This is a genomic window from Sodalis ligni, from assembly GCF_016865525.2.
Lineage (GTDB): Bacteria > Pseudomonadota > Gammaproteobacteria > Enterobacterales > Enterobacteriaceae > Acerihabitans > Acerihabitans ligni.
Map to the genome: position 1 here is coordinate 5,321,009 of NZ_CP075169.1, position 18,102 is coordinate 5,339,110.

General features: G+C 55.5%; 19 protein-coding genes. 8 read left to right on the plus strand and 11 right to left on the minus strand.

Annotated features, from left to right (window positions below; all coding sequences use genetic code 11):
- Positions 1–15: 15 nt before the first annotated feature.
- The 7 genes from GTU79_RS24920 to GTU79_RS24950 all read right to left on the minus strand — a co-directional run bounded on the left by GTU79_RS24920 (position 16) and on the right by GTU79_RS24950 (position 7,267).
- Positions 16–606, minus strand: coding sequence for a bifunctional 4-hydroxy-2-oxoglutarate aldolase/2-dehydro-3-deoxy-phosphogluconate aldolase (locus tag GTU79_RS24920; protein ID WP_253073422.1), 591 nt, complete (start codon positions 604–606; stop codon positions 16–18).
- Positions 593–1,486, minus strand: coding sequence for a 2-dehydro-3-deoxygalactonokinase (locus tag GTU79_RS24925; RefSeq protein WP_203521051.1), 894 nt, complete (start codon positions 1,484–1,486; stop codon positions 593–595). Before GTU79_RS24925 ends, GTU79_RS24920 begins: the two co-directional genes overlap by 14 nt.
- On the minus strand, positions 1,483–2,379 hold the full coding sequence (locus GTU79_RS24930; RefSeq protein WP_203521050.1) for a dihydrodipicolinate synthase family protein: 897 nt from the start codon (positions 2,377–2,379) through the stop codon (positions 1,483–1,485). The genes GTU79_RS24925 and GTU79_RS24930 overlap by 4 nt, the downstream gene beginning before the upstream one ends.
- Positions 2,373–3,536, minus strand: a complete 1,164-nt coding sequence (locus GTU79_RS24935) for a mandelate racemase/muconate lactonizing enzyme family protein (RefSeq protein ID WP_203521049.1) — start codon at positions 3,534–3,536, stop codon at positions 2,373–2,375. Before GTU79_RS24935 ends, GTU79_RS24930 begins: the two co-directional genes overlap by 7 nt.
- Positions 3,537–3,556: 20 nt before the next feature.
- Complete coding sequence (locus GTU79_RS24940) at positions 3,557–4,879, minus strand: MFS transporter (RefSeq protein ID WP_420854126.1); 1,323 nt, start codon at positions 4,877–4,879, stop codon at positions 3,557–3,559.
- A 241-nt stretch (positions 4,880–5,120) separates the two neighbouring features.
- On the minus strand, positions 5,121–6,278 hold the full coding sequence (locus GTU79_RS24945; RefSeq protein ID WP_203521048.1) for a porin: 1,158 nt from the start codon (positions 6,276–6,278) through the stop codon (positions 5,121–5,123).
- Between the two features lie 392 nt (positions 6,279–6,670).
- Positions 6,671–7,267, minus strand: a complete 597-nt coding sequence (locus GTU79_RS24950) for a TetR/AcrR family transcriptional regulator (RefSeq protein ID WP_203521047.1) — start codon at positions 7,265–7,267, stop codon at positions 6,671–6,673.
- A 381-nt stretch (positions 7,268–7,648) separates the two neighbouring features.
- Here GTU79_RS24950 and dsbA point away from each other — a divergent pair, with 381 nt between their 5' ends.
- A complete protein-coding gene (dsbA, locus tag GTU79_RS24955) occupies positions 7,649–8,272 on the plus strand; it encodes a thiol:disulfide interchange protein DsbA (protein ID WP_203521046.1) in 624 nt (207 codons plus the stop codon).
- 537 nt (positions 8,273–8,809) lie between these two features.
- Positions 8,810–9,238, plus strand: coding sequence for a nucleoside triphosphatase NudI (gene nudI / locus GTU79_RS24960; RefSeq protein WP_203521045.1), 429 nt, complete (start codon positions 8,810–8,812; stop codon positions 9,236–9,238).
- Between the two features lie 52 nt (positions 9,239–9,290).
- On the opposite strand, the gene GTU79_RS31660 is transcribed toward nudI, so the two are convergent.
- Both GTU79_RS31660 and GTU79_RS24970 read right to left on the minus strand, forming a co-directional pair.
- Positions 9,291–9,722 carry a GFA family protein gene (locus GTU79_RS31660; RefSeq protein WP_132925481.1) on the minus strand — a complete coding sequence of 144 codons (432 nt, stop codon included), beginning with the start codon at positions 9,720–9,722 and terminating at the stop codon, positions 9,291–9,293.
- A gap of 116 nt (positions 9,723–9,838) precedes the next feature.
- The gene (locus tag GTU79_RS24970; protein ID WP_203523035.1) at positions 9,839–10,012 is read right to left on the minus strand and encodes a DUF29 family protein; all 174 of its coding nucleotides are present in this window, start codon (positions 10,010–10,012) and stop codon (positions 9,839–9,841) included.
- Between the two features lie 176 nt (positions 10,013–10,188).
- Between GTU79_RS24970 and GTU79_RS24975 the strand changes: the two genes are divergently transcribed.
- From GTU79_RS24975 to GTU79_RS25000, 6 genes are all read left to right on the plus strand, one after another.
- On the plus strand, positions 10,189–11,289 hold the full coding sequence (locus GTU79_RS24975; protein WP_203521044.1) for a DegT/DnrJ/EryC1/StrS family aminotransferase: 1,101 nt from the start codon (positions 10,189–10,191) through the stop codon (positions 11,287–11,289).
- A 2-nt stretch (positions 11,290–11,291) separates the two neighbouring features.
- The gene (locus GTU79_RS24980; RefSeq protein WP_203521043.1) at positions 11,292–12,230 is read left to right on the plus strand and encodes a glycosyltransferase family 2 protein; all 939 of its coding nucleotides are present in this window, start codon (positions 11,292–11,294) and stop codon (positions 12,228–12,230) included.
- Positions 12,231–12,399: 169 nt separating this feature from the next.
- The gene (locus GTU79_RS31220) at positions 12,400–13,182 is read left to right on the plus strand and encodes a WxcM-like domain-containing protein (RefSeq protein ID WP_338091441.1); all 783 of its coding nucleotides are present in this window, start codon (positions 12,400–12,402) and stop codon (positions 13,180–13,182) included.
- Positions 13,179–13,556 (plus strand): GtrA family protein, encoded by a 378-nt coding sequence (locus GTU79_RS24990; RefSeq protein WP_214513467.1) that lies wholly within the window; start codon positions 13,179–13,181, stop codon positions 13,554–13,556. Before GTU79_RS31220 ends, GTU79_RS24990 begins: the two co-directional genes overlap by 4 nt.
- Before the next feature lie 89 nt (positions 13,557–13,645).
- Positions 13,646–14,164, plus strand: coding sequence for a glucosyltransferase domain-containing protein (locus tag GTU79_RS24995; RefSeq protein ID WP_214513468.1), 519 nt, complete (start codon positions 13,646–13,648; stop codon positions 14,162–14,164).
- A gap of 109 nt (positions 14,165–14,273) precedes the next feature.
- Positions 14,274–15,320 carry a glucosyltransferase domain-containing protein gene (locus GTU79_RS25000; RefSeq protein ID WP_214513469.1) on the plus strand — a complete coding sequence of 349 codons (1,047 nt, stop codon included), beginning with the start codon at positions 14,274–14,276 and terminating at the stop codon, positions 15,318–15,320.
- Between the two features lie 10 nt (positions 15,321–15,330).
- On the opposite strand, the gene GTU79_RS25005 is transcribed toward GTU79_RS25000, so the two are convergent.
- Together GTU79_RS25005 and GTU79_RS25010 are read right to left on the minus strand one after the other, a co-directional pair.
- On the minus strand, positions 15,331–16,260 hold the full coding sequence (locus GTU79_RS25005; protein ID WP_338091504.1) for an ABC transporter permease: 930 nt from the start codon (positions 16,258–16,260) through the stop codon (positions 15,331–15,333).
- A gap of 95 nt (positions 16,261–16,355) precedes the next feature.
- Entirely contained in the window at positions 16,356–18,053 is a 1,698-nt protein-coding gene (locus GTU79_RS25010; RefSeq protein WP_214513471.1) for a sugar ABC transporter ATP-binding protein, read from the minus strand.
- Between the last annotated feature and the right edge of the window lie 49 nt (positions 18,054–18,102).

Below are 18,102 nucleotides of genomic sequence, written 5' to 3' on the forward strand. Positions count from 1 at the left end.
GCGGAGCGCCCAATGTCATCCCATCAGCGCCGCGGCGCGCCGGCGGGTCAGCGACGGCGGCTGGCTGGGCCGGTAAAGCGCCGACCCGATACCCACGCTATCGTAATGACGCAGATAGTCCGCCATATTATTCTCATCAATGCCCCCCACCGCGCAAAACGGTATGGCGTGGGAAAGCGGCCCCTTGATAAGCTGCGGCCAATTCGCCGGCAGCGCCGCCGCCGGAAATATTTTCAGCGCATTGACGCCAAGCGCGACGGCGGCAAAAATCTCGGTACTGGTGTAAACGCCAATACAGGTTTTCAGTCCGTGCCGCCCGCAGGCCAGGACAACTTTTTCGTCAAGGTTTGGCGTGAGGACATAATCAGCGCCGGCCTGCGCACAGGCCTCCACCAGCGCGGCGGTGACGATGGTGCCCGCCCCCAGATTCACCTGAAGCCCGAAGTGCCGTTTAATATCCCGGATACTTTGCGCCCAGTCCGGCGAATTGGCGGGGATTTCCACATCGGTGATGCCGTTATCCAGCAGGCCGGTGACATGATCGATAGCGTCAGCCGGGCTTATGCCCCGCAAAATGGCGATAACTTTTCCATTAAACAGCATCATCGAATACCTCGTTCAATCCGTAAATAATCGCCTCTTCAGCCGCGAGGGTGGTGCAGGGAAGATGAAGTATTCGGCACGTCCGCCGGTAGCGCTCAAGGAGGAGAGCGGAGCCGATAAAGCAAACGCTTTCGTCCTGCGGGTGGCCGGTCAAGACTTCATGCCCCACCAGCAGGCCGGAAAGCCAGGCCGCGGCAAAGGCGGCGTCGAATTCCCCAAGGATATAGCGTCCCCGGCAACGGAACAGTTCGCTCAGCAGCGTGCTGTCGCCCTGCTCGATGGCCACGGCGGTCTCCACCCCCTGCTGGAAAATGTCATCACAAAACGTCTGCTCGCCGAGTCCTTTGCCCACCACCGAATGATTCAGCACCAGGTGGTACAGTTCGCCGGTCATCAGCGTGCGCAGGCCGACGATTTTTTTCTGTTCCGGATCAACGGTTATCCATTTGCTGTGGGTGCCCACGGCGGCAAATACCCGCGCTTCGCTAATCGTTAGCGCGCCCGCCAGCTGCATCTCCTCGCCGCGGCAGATTTCATGTTCCTCCCGGCTGCAGATGCCCGGGCGCACGGTAGCGGGATTGGGCAATACGTGTTCCAACGGTATTCCACGGGCGAGGAGATCGTGAAAGCTGACCGGCAGCGGGAGATAACCGGCGTCTTTGATGCCGATATTGCTGCCGATCATGCCGCACAGGATCACCGGCAAGCGCTCGTTATAATCATCCCCCAGCCGCATCAGCTCCGTGCGCAACACCTCCCCCAGCTGCGCGCGCGGGCAGCGGGCGACGCCCTTTTCGGACTGGACGGTGCGCGCCACCCTGCCCTGTTTGACGCGCATGGCGCGAAAATTACTGGTTCCCCAGTCGACGGCAATGTAGTTCATTGCGCCCGCGCCAGAATCGCCAGCGGCAGATGGTCGGTAATCTCCTGAAGCTCCAGACGCGTGATTTCATCGAGCCCCTTGGCCGGGGAGCGCACGATAGCGGTGGCAAAAAGCCCGGAGCGATGTAATATCTCTTTATGAACCGCCACGCCTAATCCTGGTTGAACGCCATAGCGCAGGAAGGGTAAATAGCGGTAAAACAGCGCTCGCGCCGCCTCTTTGTCATGTTTCCAGGCCAGCAAAATGGCATTTATCACCTCGGGAAATTCACAGGCGGGCATGGTGCCGGCAACGCCCCGCGCGAGCTCCTCATATAAAAAGCCGGCATTGAGACCGCCGAAAAGCCCGACCCTGTCCCCTAGCGCCGCCTTAAGCTGGCTGATTTTCAGCGTGGTGGGGGGCTGCTCGACTTTGATGTAGCGAATTTGCGGAAAATCCTCACACAGCCGCACCAGCGTGGGAACCGGAAAGCTGACGCCGGTCATTTGCGGCGCGTCCTGAATCATGATGTCGATATCGCACTGTTGACAGATGTCGCAATAGAAGCGGTAGATCTCTTCCGGACCGGGTTTGACCACCGACGGCGGATTGATCATCGCCACATCCGCCCCCCACCCCTGCGCCCGTTTAATCTCTTCTATTGCCACCGGCGCCGCCGCGCCGCCGGTGGCGACCACCAGCGGCAGTGAGCCGGTGATGGCCTTCACGCTCATGAAAATCGCTTCTTTCTCCTGCCACGTCAGCGCGTAGCCTTCCGAGGCATTGCCGAATAACGCCAGACCGTCGATCCCCTGCTCAAGTAAAAACCGCACAAGATTACCGATGGCGGGAAGATCGACAGCCCTCTGGTTATCAAAAGCGGTTGCCAAAATAGGAACATTACCTTTTAACATGCGTCACTCCAGTGATTTTCACGTACGCTTTCTTCATTGATTTCAATACCCAGACCCGGCCCCGAGGGAAGCGCATAATGGCCAGCGGCGCAGACCAGCGGTTGGCGCAGCAGGCTGTTGGCCACCTCAAATACCGGCGGCTGGAACTCAAGCATAAAGAGGTTGGGCAGCGCGGCCGCCGCGTGAATGGAGGCGGCGATGCAGGGACCCAGGCCAACGCTCAGATGCGGCGCCACCAGCAGGTTCCAGGTTTCGGCAAGGGAGGCGATGCGCATCAGTTCGGTAATGCCGGTGCGCCCGACATCCGGCTGCAGAATGTCCACAGCGCGCTGCTCGATATAGGGACGGAACTGATAGCGGGTACGTTCCGTTTCGCCAAGCGCCACCGGCACCGCGCTTTTCCGGCGCAGCTCCCGGTGGCCCGCCACGTCCTCCGGCAGCAGCGGCGCTTCAAGAAAACCGACGTCATAGGCTTTGAGGCCTTCCGCCAGCCTTGCCGCCTCGTGAACGCTGTAGTTCCAGTGCGCGTCGATAAAAATGGCGGCCTGCGGCCCCAGCGCTTCCCGGATGGCGCGGACATTATCCAGGTCCTTGGCGACGCCGTAGCCGAGCGCCAGTTTTACCGCGTTAAAGTTTTTCCCCTGCCATTCCCGCGCCAGCTCGCAGCGGGCTTCGACGGTGGGGCGCGGCAGACCGGAAACATAACAGGGAACCTGCTCGCGAAAGGCGCCCCCCAGCAACTGGTGCACAGGCTGCCCCAGAATATGCCCCTTAAGATCCCACAGCGCGATATCCACCGCCGCCAGCGCATCAATGTGGTAGCCGGCGGTATGCCCGCGGTCGCGCATCGAGTTATACATCCGTGCGTTCAGCACATTGCCGCTAAACGGACTGGCGCCGAGCAGCAGCGGTTTGAACAGGTGCGTTATCAACTGCGCGGCGACCTGCGGCACTACCGGGGCCAGCGCTTCGCCCCACCCCACATGGCCGTCATCGCAGGTTATCTTCACCAGGCAGGTTTCCATTTTGCGTGAATAGACGCAGCGGTATTCAGGACGATAGTAATAATCCTCGGCGCCTTCATCCGGATCTCCGCCGAGATAAATCTCCTTTGGTTTGATTTTTAACGGGAAACACTGTACGTCGACGATCTTCATATCCACTCCGGTTTTTCGGGTTAATCCAGTTTTTTGCCCGCGGTCTCTTTGGCCATCCACACGGCGGCGAACGAGATAAGCGCGGTCAGCATGACGTAAAACGCAGGAGACAACGGGTTGCCGGTGGCGGAAATCAGGCTCGCCGAGATAAGCGGCGTGACGCCGCCAAAGACCGCCACCGTCATGTTGTAGGCTATGGCGATGCCGCCGTAGCGCAATGAGGTAGGGAAAAGTTCCGCCATGGCCGCGCCGCAGCCGCCGTTAAACAGGGCCACCAGCATGCCCAGCATGCTCATGGCGGCAACGGAGACGGCAACCGAACCCTGTTCCATCACCATCATCGCCGGGTAGGTCAGCAAAATAAAACCGCCGCACCCGAAAAGCATCAGCGGCCGGCGCCCCCACCGGTCGGAAAGATAGCCCGCCAGCGGCATTACGATAGCGACGCTGAGCAGACCGAGGGTGGTGATCAGATAGGAATCGGTATGGGAATAATGCAAATAGGTGGAGAGGTAGCTGGGCATAAAAGATTGCAATACCCAGCTGCTCACCGCCTTCACCACCACGAAACCCACGCAGAACAGCAGTGCGCGGGTGGAGGTGGTAAGCGTGGTGCGCAGCGGTGAGTGTTCCAGTTTTCCCGCTTTTTGCAGCAGATTGAATTCAGCGGAGTCTTCCATATTGCGGCGCATATAGAGGCCGCCAAGCCCCAACGGCGCGGCCAGCAGGAAAGGAATACGCCAGCCCCAGTCGTTCATCGCCGGCTCCCCCAGCAGGTGGGTCAGGACCAGTACCAGTCCGGAACCGCAGACAAACGCCATAAAACTGAAGTTTTCGCTCCAGCAGGTCAGGCTGGCCCGGCGATGGGGTTGCGCGCTTTCCGCAAGATAGGTGATAACGCCGGAACTCTCGCCGCCCGCGGCGAATCCCTGCACCAACCGGATCAATACCAGCAGCACGGGGGCGAGTAGCCCGACGTTCGGATACGTGGGAAGAATGCCCATCGCAAAGGTGGAAAAGGACGTGATGACAATCACCGTCACCAAGACCTTACGGCGTCCCAGCCGGTCGCCCATGGAACCAAAGAAAAATCCCCCCAGCGGGCGCATCAAAAAACCGGAACCGAACACGGCGAAGGATTTCAGCAGCGCCACCGTCGGGTCGCTGCTGGCAAAGAAGTTGCTGCCGATGATGGCCGCGAGGGTGCCGTAAAGGCCAAAATCGAACCATTCGATAAAGTGGCCGATGCCCGCCGACATCATGATTTTAAACGTCCGCTGTCTTTTTGTTTTTACTGACTCAGCCGGGTAAGGAGCCGTCCGGTGAGTGATGGAATTTGTCATTTTATCTCCTGATCGAAACGTCGCATGCCGACGGTACCCAGAGGAACACCGGAAGGCCTGAATAGCCGTGTTGTTCGAATAACCAGCAGTGTAGGCAGGCGGGGCCGGGAAGCCACCGCACGTCTGCGTTGCGTGAGAGTAGTCATAAAATCACGGCTAAAATTGCTTCATATAGTGAAGCAACTGGAAAAGCGGCCTCTGAATGCATCAGTATTTATCACGATGAATTGAGACTGTTTTATCAAAACCGATACCAGAGACGGACCCAGTTTTCGTCCGGCTGGTTATCGGAGGTATTGCTGAAGGTGCGTTCGTAATCGATTTGGAAACCATGGGGCAGTTCCGCGGCAATCCCCAGGTCTGTGTGATTGGTCTGGAAATGATCCCAGCGCATGCCGTCGCCGGCTAAATAGGGTTTGATGGCGGTAATGACCCGGCTGGCCACCGGCCACCGATAGGCCGCCATGTACTCCCAACCCCGCGCCTGCCCTTCAAAATAGGCCGCCGGCACTCTTGCCGTATGCCGCGGGATAAAATCATGGTAATAGCCGGCCGTGGCCGCCAGAGTCCAGTTACCCGGTTTCCATTGCGCCCCGATAGCCGTCACTTCCTGATTATAACCAGCCGTATTTGCGCCGCCCCTCACCGGAACGCGGCTAATGATATTGGCCCGGGTATAGCTGTAGGCAGCGCTCAACGTCAAATCCTTGGCAACATGGTAATCGATACCGCCGGCGCCTCCGGTTTGGCGCTGGTAACGGACATTGTCGCTTTCGACATAATAATCATCCACCGGCGCGTCCCAGCTGGCGCTCAGGGTGGCCGGTCCTGCGTCCTTGACATATTTGAGCAGCTTTTTACCGCGATAGGAGCCATCATAATTGCCGTTGACGCCGTTGTTCGACGCTTGACCGTGCATATCATTATCCCAAACGTCGGTTTTGGCGCCGATGACGCTGTATAAAACGCTGTTTTGCTGGCCGAAGGTCAAGGTTCCGTAACGCTTGCTGGCGATGCCGATATAATTTTTACGGCGGAAGGTGGTATCTTTATTATGATCGTAATGGCTGCCGGCCCCAAGTTCATTAAATATATCGAAGCCCACTTCGTAATACCATAATAGGCTTATATCATCATTGAAGTAATAATTCACTGAAGTATGAATAAAGCTGCCGCTGTCATATCCCCGCTGGGTATAAGTGTGATCGTCGGCCGAGCCCATTTTATTGCGATATTGCGGCCGGATAAGACCGCCGAACTGTAATTCCAGTCCGTTAAGCATAGGCAGGTTATTGTTTCGGTTAAGCAGGGTGATATCCGCCCGGGACAAACCGGGCAGGACAATCATGCTTAACAGTGCTGAGCTAAAAAGCACCGTCGTTTTCCGTAGGGCTGTCATATTATTATTCCTCAAAAAAACCGCTTTAACCGGCATGGGATATTGGCGGCCAACATGTTTTCCCACCGGATTTTCGGCATGGGGCCATCGCGCCGGTGGAACGGTATTATTCCCGGTAAAATGTCAGGTTTATTTATAGAAGCCGAAGTTCGGGCGCCATAATAAGGCGACGGCGCAGGCCTCTGTTATTTCCGGCGCGCCGATAAAGGACAGGTTCAGTCATTTATCGGCAGGCTTGGTGAGCAATTCTGCTTACGTATCCGGCAGTGTATGCCGGCGGGGTCGGGAAGCTATCGCACATGCGCGTTGCGTGAGAGGAGTCATAAAATGACCGGCGATATTGCTTCATATAGTGAAGCAATGGCAAAAGGGGCGTTAAACCGTCTTGTGTATTACTGGTGGTTTTCCATTGCGGCGGCAAGTCTCAATGCGTTGGCTATGCCATCATTTAGCAGCTGCGTTGACAATGCCTTATCCGGAACGATGCGAGAGAGCTGAAGAGTACCGGCCATCACCGCCCAGATTGCTCCCGCGACTCGCATTCGTGTCTGGGCGGCAGCCTCTTGAGGCAAGCAGTCGGCCATGCGCCGGATGAAGTCTAAGGTTTTGCCGGCAATCATTGCCCGGGTATCTTCCGGACGATTCTTCAGTTCCGAAGCCAAAGATGCCACCACGCAGCCTTCTCCCGGAGCATCCCGATGTGCGACGCTCAAATAACGCCGTAATATCAGCTCGAGCGTGACTTTTGCGTTGCCTCCGGGGCCGCCGAAAATGCCGCAAAATGTTTCGTCCGCCGCACTGCCAACGGCTTCCCGGATCAACTCCTCCTTGGACGTGAAGTGGCTGTAGAATCCTCCCACGGTCAAGCCTGCGTGCCCCATCAATGCCGCAACACCGACTTTTTCAATGCCTTCTTCACGGAAACGCCGTGCCGCGACCTTAACAATATGTCTGTGCGTTTCTTCTTTGTGATATTTTGCGTAACGCATAGAACCGCCCTCAGCTTATCAAGCTTCACCACCATAGAATTATGTTCATAATATAACAATGGAGCATGATGTCCTCATCTATTTTGATTTGTGCCGGAGACATCGCGATCCAGCAGAAGGTATGGGTTCGGCTGCCGGCTAATCGACATAATGCAGCTTCTGCATCGGTTTGCATCTTTATATTACGATCATAATTCTATAGACTATAAAACTTGAATGCATTAGGGCGCTTGCAAGAATATTCAGCACGGTGTAGCGGCTTTAAATGCAGACACACAAAATGCGGAGGGCACAGAGCAGGTCCGCTCCCGGTCCCTGCCTGAACCACCATGACAATTTACGTTAATGCGTTAATCCGTGAAATCAAGGAAGCAGTTGATTATGAATAAGATTTGGCTATCGCTGGCGGGCATCATCCTGGCCTTTAGCGCATCTGCCGCGCAGTTTACCGACGGTAAACAGTACATTACCCTGGATAAGCCGGTTGCCGGTGAGCCGCAGGTATTGGAATTTTTCTCTTTTAATTGCCCGCACTGCTATCAGTTCGAACAGGTGTTTCATATTTCCGACAACGTGAAGCAAAAACTGCCGGCAGGCACCAAGATAACCAAGTATCACGTTGAATTCCTTGAGCCGCTGGGTAAAGAACTGACCCAGGCGTGGGCGGTGGCGATGGCGCTGGGCATAGAAGATAAAATATCATCCCCGCTGTTTGAAGCGATCCAGAAAACCCAGACCGTGCAGAACAAGGCCGATATCCGAAAAGTATTTATCGACGCGGGTGTGAAGCCGGAAGAGTACGACGGGGCGTGGAACAGTTTTGTAGTGAAATCCCTGGTCGTCCAGCAAGAAAAAGCGGTGGCTGACTTTCAGCTCCAGGGCGTGCCGGCGATGTACGTTAACGGTAAATACCAGCTGAATATGCAGGGCATGGATACCAGCAACATGGATATCTTCGTTCAGCAGTATGCAGCCACGGTGAAATATCTGGTGGAGAAGCAATAAACTGTATAAAACCGGTGATAGGAGGCAATTCAATAAACACCCTGGCGACGGTGGGCTGAATGCCTTTAACGCTCCGTATCCGAAATTACCTTCTCTGACGGGAAACGGCATTGTGGCGCCGGCAGAAAAGCGACGCGCTCCGCATCGCGCCGGGACGCCCGGTAAATAATACTGCAGGCGGGGATCGCTATATTGGCCGGCAAACGCAAATTGAAGCCACATGGACGCCGGTCAGCGCTTTACAGTTGACTGCGGCCTGGGCTTATTTTGATGTCAACCATAATCTGCAGGTCGACGGCCTGCGCAATATGGATTTTTTCATGGCGTCCGCGACATTATTTTTCTAAAGCCGCATGATTCAGAACGCTGAGCCTGCCCGTAGCAAGCATATGGCTGACGGCATAAAATAAGCAGGTTTAGTTTAATCTGGCCAATAAGTGATAACCCTTCAAAACGGGTGTTCGTCTGTACGTCGCCTGATAAGGCAGGGTTTATCTGATAACGTTATTGAAAAAATTAATGACATCTGGAGGTTACATGCGTCAGAGAATCATAGTCTGTCCGCTCATTGAAAATAACGGCGAGTATTTACTGTGTAAAATGGCCGATGACCGAGGGGTCTTCCCCGGCCAGTGGGCGTTGTCGGGCGGAGGTATGGAACCAGGCGAAAAGATTGAGGAAGCCCTAAGGCGTGAAATCAAAGAGGAGTTGGGAGAAGCACTTCAGATAAACCGAATCACGCCATGGACATTTAGGGACGATGTTCGGATTAAGACCTACCAGGACGGCACAAAGGAAGAGATCTACATGATTTATCTCATTTTCGACTGTGTCAGCACAAACCGCCAGGTCACCTTTAATGAAGAATTCCAGGAGATTGCCTGGGTCAGTGCTGCCGGGCTCCAGGCGCTTGATCTGAATGAGGCTACCCGCATCACCTTCAAGCAAAAAGGTCTTCTGCAATAGGTTTCGAACCTGCTCTTCTGTTGCGCGCCGGCCCAGTCCGGTGCCGCCCTATTTAGGCGTCACGTTCATTTGGCTGCTGGGGTGACTGAGGAAAGTGGGGGATTGTCTGATCAAGGCAAACCCACTTTTGCCCACTGGCGGTATAAATGTCGAGCGTTGGCTTGAAGTCCGATATGTCGTCAAGGGAAGGAAATCGGATAGAGGTGACTTGCGAATACGCTTCGCTTTGCGTGAACAAAGGGGTGCCGCAGTCAGGGCAGAAACTGCGGGTTGTGAGACCACCGCTGCTGGCGCGAACCGCATATGTTTTCGGCGTACCCATGATCTCGAGGTCGGCAGTCTTGACGATGATGCCTGACGCAAAAGGAGCCCCACTTGAAAGCTGACAGTCTCTGCAATGGCAGTTGATCATGGCTATCGGCTCCCGCACAACGGTATAGCGGACCGACCCGCATGCACACCCGCCTGAAAAAGGAATGTTCATCTGCGTTTATCCCGGGTTTTTCACTATTCATGGCATGAAGCGCGTACCTTTTCACTTTGTGCGTCCCACGGACTCGCACGTCTGAAAAAGCCAAGCGCACTCGTTTCATTGGCACATCAGGACAGTATGAAATCTGGTGAGAGGGTCTCGGCAACTGACCAGATGCCTTCATCAGGAAAACAATCGAGTCCTGTTTCACTGGCGGCAATCGCAACTGCCCTGGACCAAATGACATCAATCCATTCAGGATCGCTGAGTTTGGAGCGAAGACTGAGTGACTCTTTAGATATATATCTAAAGAGTCATATATTGGAAAAAACTCTTTTAGTCAATCTTCACTAAACGGTTAACCAAAACAAGTAGGGCTTATCTGCAGTTACCGCTTAATTTTAAGCCATTCACTCCTGCAATCATATTGGTAATGATTGTTCCTTCAACAAAGTAGCGTTTAACCCATGATCATTATATGCACGAGCTTGAACTTTTTTCCGCCGTAAAGGCGAATGCCGGCCTCGACTTTCTCAGCCCGCTGCACAAGGTATTAACCAGCCATTGGTATGTGATGGGCAACGAGGTGCGGTCGTTTGAAAATGAATTCGCCGACTACCTTGGCGTAAATCACTGCATTAGCGTTGCCAATGGGTCCGATGCGCTGGAGCTCGCCCTTAAAGCCTTGAATGTGCAGGCGGGCGCGCGGGTCGTGACGGCGGCCAACGCCGGGTTTTATGCCAGCAGCGCCATTTATGCCATCGGCGCCATGCCGGTTTATATCGACGTTGATGCAGCGACGCTAACCCTATGCCCCAAAGCATTGGCAGCGGTACTTGACTCCTCTATAGCCGCCGTCATCGTCACCCATCTTTACGGCCAGCTTGCCGATATGGAAGAGATCGTCCGCCTGTCGTCGGCCGCGGGCATACCGGTGCTGGAAGATTGCGCCCAAGCCCATGGCGCCCGGCGCAATGGCAAACCGGCAGGCAGCTTTGGCGCTATTGCCTGTTTTAGTTTCTACCCCACCAAGAACCTTGGCGCGTTGGGTGATGGCGGGGCGATGGTCACTGATAACCACGACATGGCCGCACGCATTCGTCAATTACGGCAATATGGCTGGGGGCAAAAATATCAGGTAACCCTTGCCGGCGGGCGTAATAGCCGCATGGATGAGATACAGGCGGCTATTTTGCGTATCAAGCTGCCTTATCTGGATCAATGGAATGAACAACGCCGATTCATTGCCAAACGCTATAACGAGGCGTTTTTCAAATTCAATGTACTTTTACCCTGCTCCACGGCGGCGGACTATGTTGCTCATCTTTACGTCATGCGCCTGGCGAACAGGCGGCAATTCATCAACGTGCTTAAACAAAAAGGGATAAAGACGGATATCCATTATCCCATTCCCGATTATCGCCAGGCAGCCTATATTGCCGAGCTTCCCTATGCCCTGACCGTCACCGAGCACGCCTGTGAAACCGTGGTTTCTTTGCCCTGCTACCCTGGCTTGACCGGTGATGAGGCTGATCGCGTGATTACAGCGGTCACCGCCTATTTTGAACAGGAGGGATGAATGTGTTGACGCTGGTCATTCCCGTTTATCGTAACCAACACAATCTTCCGGACCTGCTGGCCGCCGTTGCGGGCTTGAATAACCAGTTGGAAAAGGCGCTGGAAGTGGTTTTCGTGGTGGACGGCAGCCCCGATCGCTGTTATGAGCTCCTGCATCAACAGTTGCCTTTGCAGCCTTTTCGCTCAAGGCTGTTGCTGCTGTCGAAAAATTTCGGCGCCTTTATGGCCATCAGGGCAGGCTTGCAGTATGGCAAGGGCGATCGTTTCGCCGTCATGGCGGCGGATTTGCAAGAGCCGCCGGAACTGGTCCTGGTCATGAATCAGCTACTGCTGCGGCAGAACGTTGATGTTGTGGTTGGCGCAAGAGAGGGCCGGCACGATCCCTGGCTGAGCCGCCTGGCCTCAGCGATATACTGGGGCTTATACCGCCGTTACGTCATTCCCGAAATCCCCGCCGGCGGCGTTGACGTTTTTGCCTGTAACAAAACGTTTCGCGACCAATTGCTCCGGCTGGAAGAACGCCACAGCTCACTTATTGCCCAGATTTTCTGGCTGGGTTACCGCCGCAAGGTGGTGACGTACACTCGCCGGGAGCGGCGCCACGGGCGTTCTGCCTGGACGCTGGGCAAAAAAATCAATTATATGATGGACAGTATATTTGCATTCACCGACTTGCCGATCAAATTACTGATAAGCGTTGGCGCATTGGGTTCCGGTATGGCGGTATTGCTGGGAATGTTGACCCTGTTTGTCAAATTTTCCGGCACGACTGAAATACCCGGCTATGCCATGATTATGCTGACCATCACCTTTTTAGGCGGCCTGATTCTCCTGGGCCTGGGTACCGTCGGTTCCTATGCCTGGCGCACCTACGAGAACACCAAGTCCCGGCCGTTAGCCATCCCGATGCGGGTAGAGGCTTTTGGAGGCGCGGATGAATAGCGCCAACGGTTTTTTTGTCCATAGCCAGGCAATATGCGAATCAAATGACATTGGCAGGGATACGAGCATCTGGGCGTTTGCTCATATCTTGCCGGGGGCGCGCCTGGGCAGCGAGTGTAATGTGTGTGACCATGTATTTATTGAAAATGACGTACAGATTGGGCATAGAGTGACTTTAAAATGCGGTGTCCAGCTCTGGGACGGCATTACCATAGAAGACGATGTCTTTATCGGACCCAATGCTACTTTTACCAACGATCCTTTCCCCCGCAGCAAAGTCTATCCGCAGGAATTTGCAAGAACGGTTATTCGCAAGGGCGCTTCCTTAGGTGCGAACTGTACCGTCCTGCCGGGCCTGACCATTGGCACAAACGCCATGGTCGGCGCGGGGGCTGTCGTCACGCGTTCCGTTCCCGCCAACGCCATTGTCGTCGGCAACCCGGCCAAGATAGTGGGTTATGTTGATGCCAGGCCGGTTTGCCATGAACAGATAACCGCGGCGGGTAAGGTTGCGGCGCAAACGGAAACCATGGTAAAAGGCGTGACATTGCATACCATGAACAAATTCGCCGACCTTCGCGGCAGCTTGTCGGTGGGTAATTTTGGCCACGCCATTCCGTTCAAGCCGGTACGTTATTTTATGGTTTACGATGTGCCCACCGAAGAAATCCGGGGAGAACATGCGCACCGGGTCTGTCATCAATTTCTCGTTGCGGTAAAAGGGTTAGTGCATGTCGTGGCTGACGATGGAATTCATCGCCAGGAGTTTATACTCGACAAACCCACCCAGGGCGTTTATCTGCCGGCGATGACCTGGGGCATTCAGTATCGCTACTCGCCGGATGCCATATTGATGGTATTCGCCTCGCATCATTACGACGCCACAGACTATATACGGGACTATGACGAATTCAGAATACTCACTGAATGCGCCGGTAGCGGGCGGCCATGATGTCGGCGCCATTGGCATTGTTTACACCGTTATTTGCCAGATTTCTCCTGTCGGGCGGGCTTAACACTGTCCTGACCTATGGCTTGTACTTGCTGCTGCTGATGGCTTTCAGCTATACCGCAAGCTTCTCCATGGCGTATGCGGCGGGGATTTTTTTTGCCTATGTGATGAATCGTTTTTTCGTCTTCAAGCGTCATCAAGGGCTGAAATCAATTATCTGGCTGCCTTTTGTTTATATATTACAGTATGTATTAAGCATGATCGTTTTATGGGGTTGGGTTGAGAAATGGCAGTTCTCCGTGCATCTAGCCCCGCTGGCGGCAATTGCCGTGACCCTGCCGGTGACGTATTTTTTCTCCAGGCTGCTCTTTTAGTATGTGGGCAGTTTTTAAATGAGCCGCCGGAAATGCCGGCACACAGATAAAACCGGAGCATAACTTTTCTTCCCAAAGGATTGCTTGATATGGACGTTATAAACAGCGTTGGCCTGTACGGGATTGCAGTGATATTTATTGCCTTTGTTATCCTGCTTGCGTTTATTTACAAAAATACGTTATGCAGAGCATTTAATAGGGCCGACCATTCATTAGCAGGTTTCGCCGTGCAATTGCGCTTTGACGGCTTCAATCTGCGTGAGCTGGCGGTCTTGATTTTTATAGGCGCGGTATTTTATGGCTATTTTTTATCAACGTTCTCACTGTCTATCGATAACGAATCCGCGGCTCTTCGCCAGGACTCCGGCGTTTGGGTGAGTCAGGGAAGATGGTTCACCTATCTTATCGAGAGATTTTTATTGCAGCAGCCTTCGGTTCCTTTTGCCCCTTATGTCCTTTTGATCATCGCATTTGCCGTTTCTTACCTTGCGCTCGTCAAGGCACATGGTTATAAAGAAAGCTGGAGGACCTACCTGGCCTATCCTGTTTTTGCGCCTTCCCCACCTGGTGGGCCATCGCGACGTTTTACGCCAACACTCCCGCTTTAGCCATAGGACTCGTTTTAACCAGTTTGGGCGCCTATCTTTATTTTGGCGCAGGCTATACCGGGAAGATAGCAGGCCATAATTCCCTTGCCAAAATACGGTCGTTATCACGATGCTGGCTTGTGGCATTGCCGCTTATCAATCTCTGATTCTGATGTTTGTCTCTTACGCGTGCGGCATCTTGTTAGTGAGGTGTTTGCGTATTGGTGGCGTACGTCGGATACCACTAAAACTGCTGGCAATGGCTGTATTCAGAGTAATGCTCCTGGTGAGCGCTGCGATACTTGTTTATGAAGTCATTAATAAACTGTCTCAACACTTTATTGCCCACGACAGTGGCTATATCGCTAAAGCTTTTTTTAATTATGATAAAACGTTATCAGAACCTTTACGCGTACTGCGCTCCATTTCCCGGGAACAGCTGGCTATTTATGGCGGGGTGACTAATAGAAATATGGCTAATATAGAGATGTATGGAGTAATAATCTGTCTGGCTACTTTAGCTATTTTACGCACAAATTTTTTCAAAAATTCAATCAATTTTGTGTTATGGCTGGGCGTATTATTTTCTCCGTTCGCTTTACATTTGGTCACCGGCGGCGAGCCCTTACCGGTGCGCACGTTAATTCCCATCGCGTATGTCAGCTGGCTGGCATGTATCATCCTGCTGTCCTGTCAGCGTGCCGTGACTCTTCTGGCGAGCGGCATTCTGGTTGGGCTGTTACAGATAAAAATCATCGGCGTGACGTCTCAATACATCGCGTCAGCCACTATCGTACAATCACACGACAGGCTGTTGGCCGCCGATATTTACAGCAGGATCGGTGAATTAAGCGCTGATTTCGATCCCAATGCCCCCTTGATAATGGATTTCTACGGTCGAAAAATTTTCAGCACAACTTATTATGCGAATGCTTGGCAAGGAACCATGCAGGGCTCATTTTTTTCGTGGGATCATGATAATATTTCTCGTATCACCCAATATATGAAAGTAATGGGTTATCACAATATTGTCCTGCCTAGCGACGTCGAGAGAAAAGCGCTCAGCATTGTTTTTGAACAGATGCCGGTCTGGCCCGCCGCCGGCTCGGTTAAAAAGGTCGGGGATATTTATCTGATCAGGCTCAGTAAAGATCCGGACACAACACATGCTATATAAGCATGGGACCTTATCGGGTAGGTTTAATGGAAAACAGCATACCGGCCAGTACTATAAAGGCGCCGATAATGGCCAGTTGCCAGGTGCTCGGGATGCCCCCCAGGATCAGTACGTTGTTCACCAGCGTGATCAGGATGACGCCGAGCAGGGTGCCTCCCACGCTGCCGGAACCGCCGGTGATGCGGGCGCCGCCGAGAACAACGGCGGCGATAACCCCCAGTTCGGAACCCGCCAGGTCGAAGGGATTGGCCAGGCGGTTGCTGGCGACATGCATAATGCCGGCGATGCCGGCAAGCAGGCCCGCATAGGCGAACACAAACACCCGCACGTTACGCAGGTTATAGCCAAGCCGTTGGGCAATGTCGGCATTACCCCCCACCGCATAGATGGCCCGGCCCATCAGCGTACGCTGCAGCAGGTACCAGGTGGCGACGGCGGCAACCGCCAGCGCCAGCACGTAGGCGGGAAGAGCCGACGTCCCGCCGCCGGCGCTCTGGTGATGGAAAAGCGCATATTTGCCGAATGCATCCATCGATGCCGGGATGTTCATAAACGTCGCCGTGCCGACAAAGGGCAGCAGGAAGCCGCGGATCACATACTGCGTGCCGATGGTCACAATCAGCGACGGCGCCCTGAGGGCGCTGACCAGCAGGCCGTTGGCCGCCCCCAGCAGCGCGCCGCCCGCCGCGGCCATCAGCAGGATGGGCGCCATGGACATGCCGGGCGCCAGGTCCGTCACCAGCTTGGTGATGACGTACATCACCAGGGCGGCGATGGCGGTGAAGGAGACGTCAAGCCCGCCCGCCGCCAGCACCACCAGGACGCCCAGCGCAAACAGGCCGCTCACCACGGAGGAGCGCGCCATGTCGAACAGGTTCGACACCTGCCAAAAGGCGGGGTTGAGGGTGCCCACCACCAGGCAGACCAGGACTATCAGCAGCAGCGTTACCGCCGGCGGATGATGAATGAACCAGCGGCTGAGGCGTACGCCGTGGCTTGCCGTGCCGTCGCGGCGATGCTGTGTTGCGATATCGGTCATTGTTGCATCTCCGGGCGCTCTTCCGCCGCCATGGCGCGGTACAGCGCCCCTTCCTCAAGGCTATCCGCCGCGAACGTCGCCGCCACGGCCCCCCGGCGCATCACGAGGATGCGGTCGCAGTTTTGCAGCAGTTCCGGCAGGTCGTCGCTGATGATGATGACGCCCATGCCGTCGCCGGCGAGCCGCTGGATGATGCGATAAATGGTGTCCTTCGAGCCCACATCCACCCCCGCCGTGGGCCCGTGCAAAATCAGCAGCCGCGGCTCGATGGTCAGCCAGCGGCCAATGAGCACGCGCTGCTGATTGCCGCCGGAGAGCGACGTGACGGGGTTGTCGCTGTCGGGGGTGACAATCTGCAGGTCATCGATGGTCCGCTGGGCGGCGGCGTGATTGCGTTTGCCGTCCAGCAGGCCGAACGAGCCGCGCAGGCGGTCGAGCATCGCCACGATGATATTCTCCTTAATCGATTTCTCCAGGAACAGCCCCTCGGACAGCCGGTCCTCCGGCACATAACCGATGCCGGCGCCGATGGCCTGCGCCGGGCTGCCGAGGGTGATGGCGGCGCCGTCCAGCGCTATCCGGCCGCTGTCCGCCGGTAAAATGCCCGCCAGGGACAGGGCCAGTTCATTGCGGCCGGAATCCAGCAGTCCGGTGATGCCGAGGATTTCACCGCGCGCCAGCTGGAAGGACACGTCCCGGTAGCCGCCGCGCCGGCCGAGGCCGTCGACGCCCAGCAGCGCCTCGCCGCCGTCAAAGGCGGCGCGGTACCGGGTGTCATCCAGCTGCTTGCCGGTCATCCAGAAGGCGAGCTGCTGCTTTGACTGTCCGGCCACATCGCATTCGGTGACCTTCAGGCCGTCGCGCATGATGATGGCCCGGCCCCCGATAGCCTTGCACTCGTCGAGCTTGTGCGTGACGAACAGCACCGATACGCCCTGCGCCTGCAGTTTGCCCACCACCGCAATCAGGTTGTCCACCTCGCGCCGGGTGAGGGCGGTGGTGGGCTCGTCCATGATGACCAGGCCGGCGTCCGACGCAATGGCCCGGGCAATGGCAATCAATTGGCGGGTGGCTATCGGCAGTTCTTCCACCGGCGTGTCGAGAAACGCCGCATCGGCGGGCAGGTTGACCTTGGCCAGCGCGCGCACCGCGGTGTCCTTGAGCATGCGCAGATCCAGGCGCCGCGCCAGACTGCCGCCGGCGGCCACCAGCTGGCGGGTCAGCGCGACGTTTTCGGCCACGCTGAGATTGGGCAGCAGCGACAAATCCTGATAGACGGTCTCAATGCCGGCGGCCAGCGCGCCCACCGGCGTCAGCTTGTCCACCCGCCGGCCGTTGATCAGCAATTCGCCGCCGTCGGACGGCTGCGCCCCGGAAATGATTTTGATCAGCGTGCTTTTGCCGCAGCCGTTTTCCCCCATCAGGTGATAGACGCGGCCGCGTTCGTTAACAAAACTGATGCCTTTAAGCGCCTTGACGCCGCCAAAGTGTTTTTGCAGTTCGCGCACCTCGAAAAAAGGCACGGTCCGCGCCGGGTTGCCGGCGGGAGAGGTACCGGCTTGAACGGTCACGGGCATGGCTTTTATCCAGGAGGGTTTAGGGGTGGGGATCGGCAACTGGCCGCCGATCCGAGTTTGTTGACAAAGTGCCTGGTCGGGATAGGCTGCCAGATCGTAAACACGCCGTGAATCCATCCCTGGAGGCTCGATCCGCGTCATCCCTGGCGCGGACGGTTTACTCTTC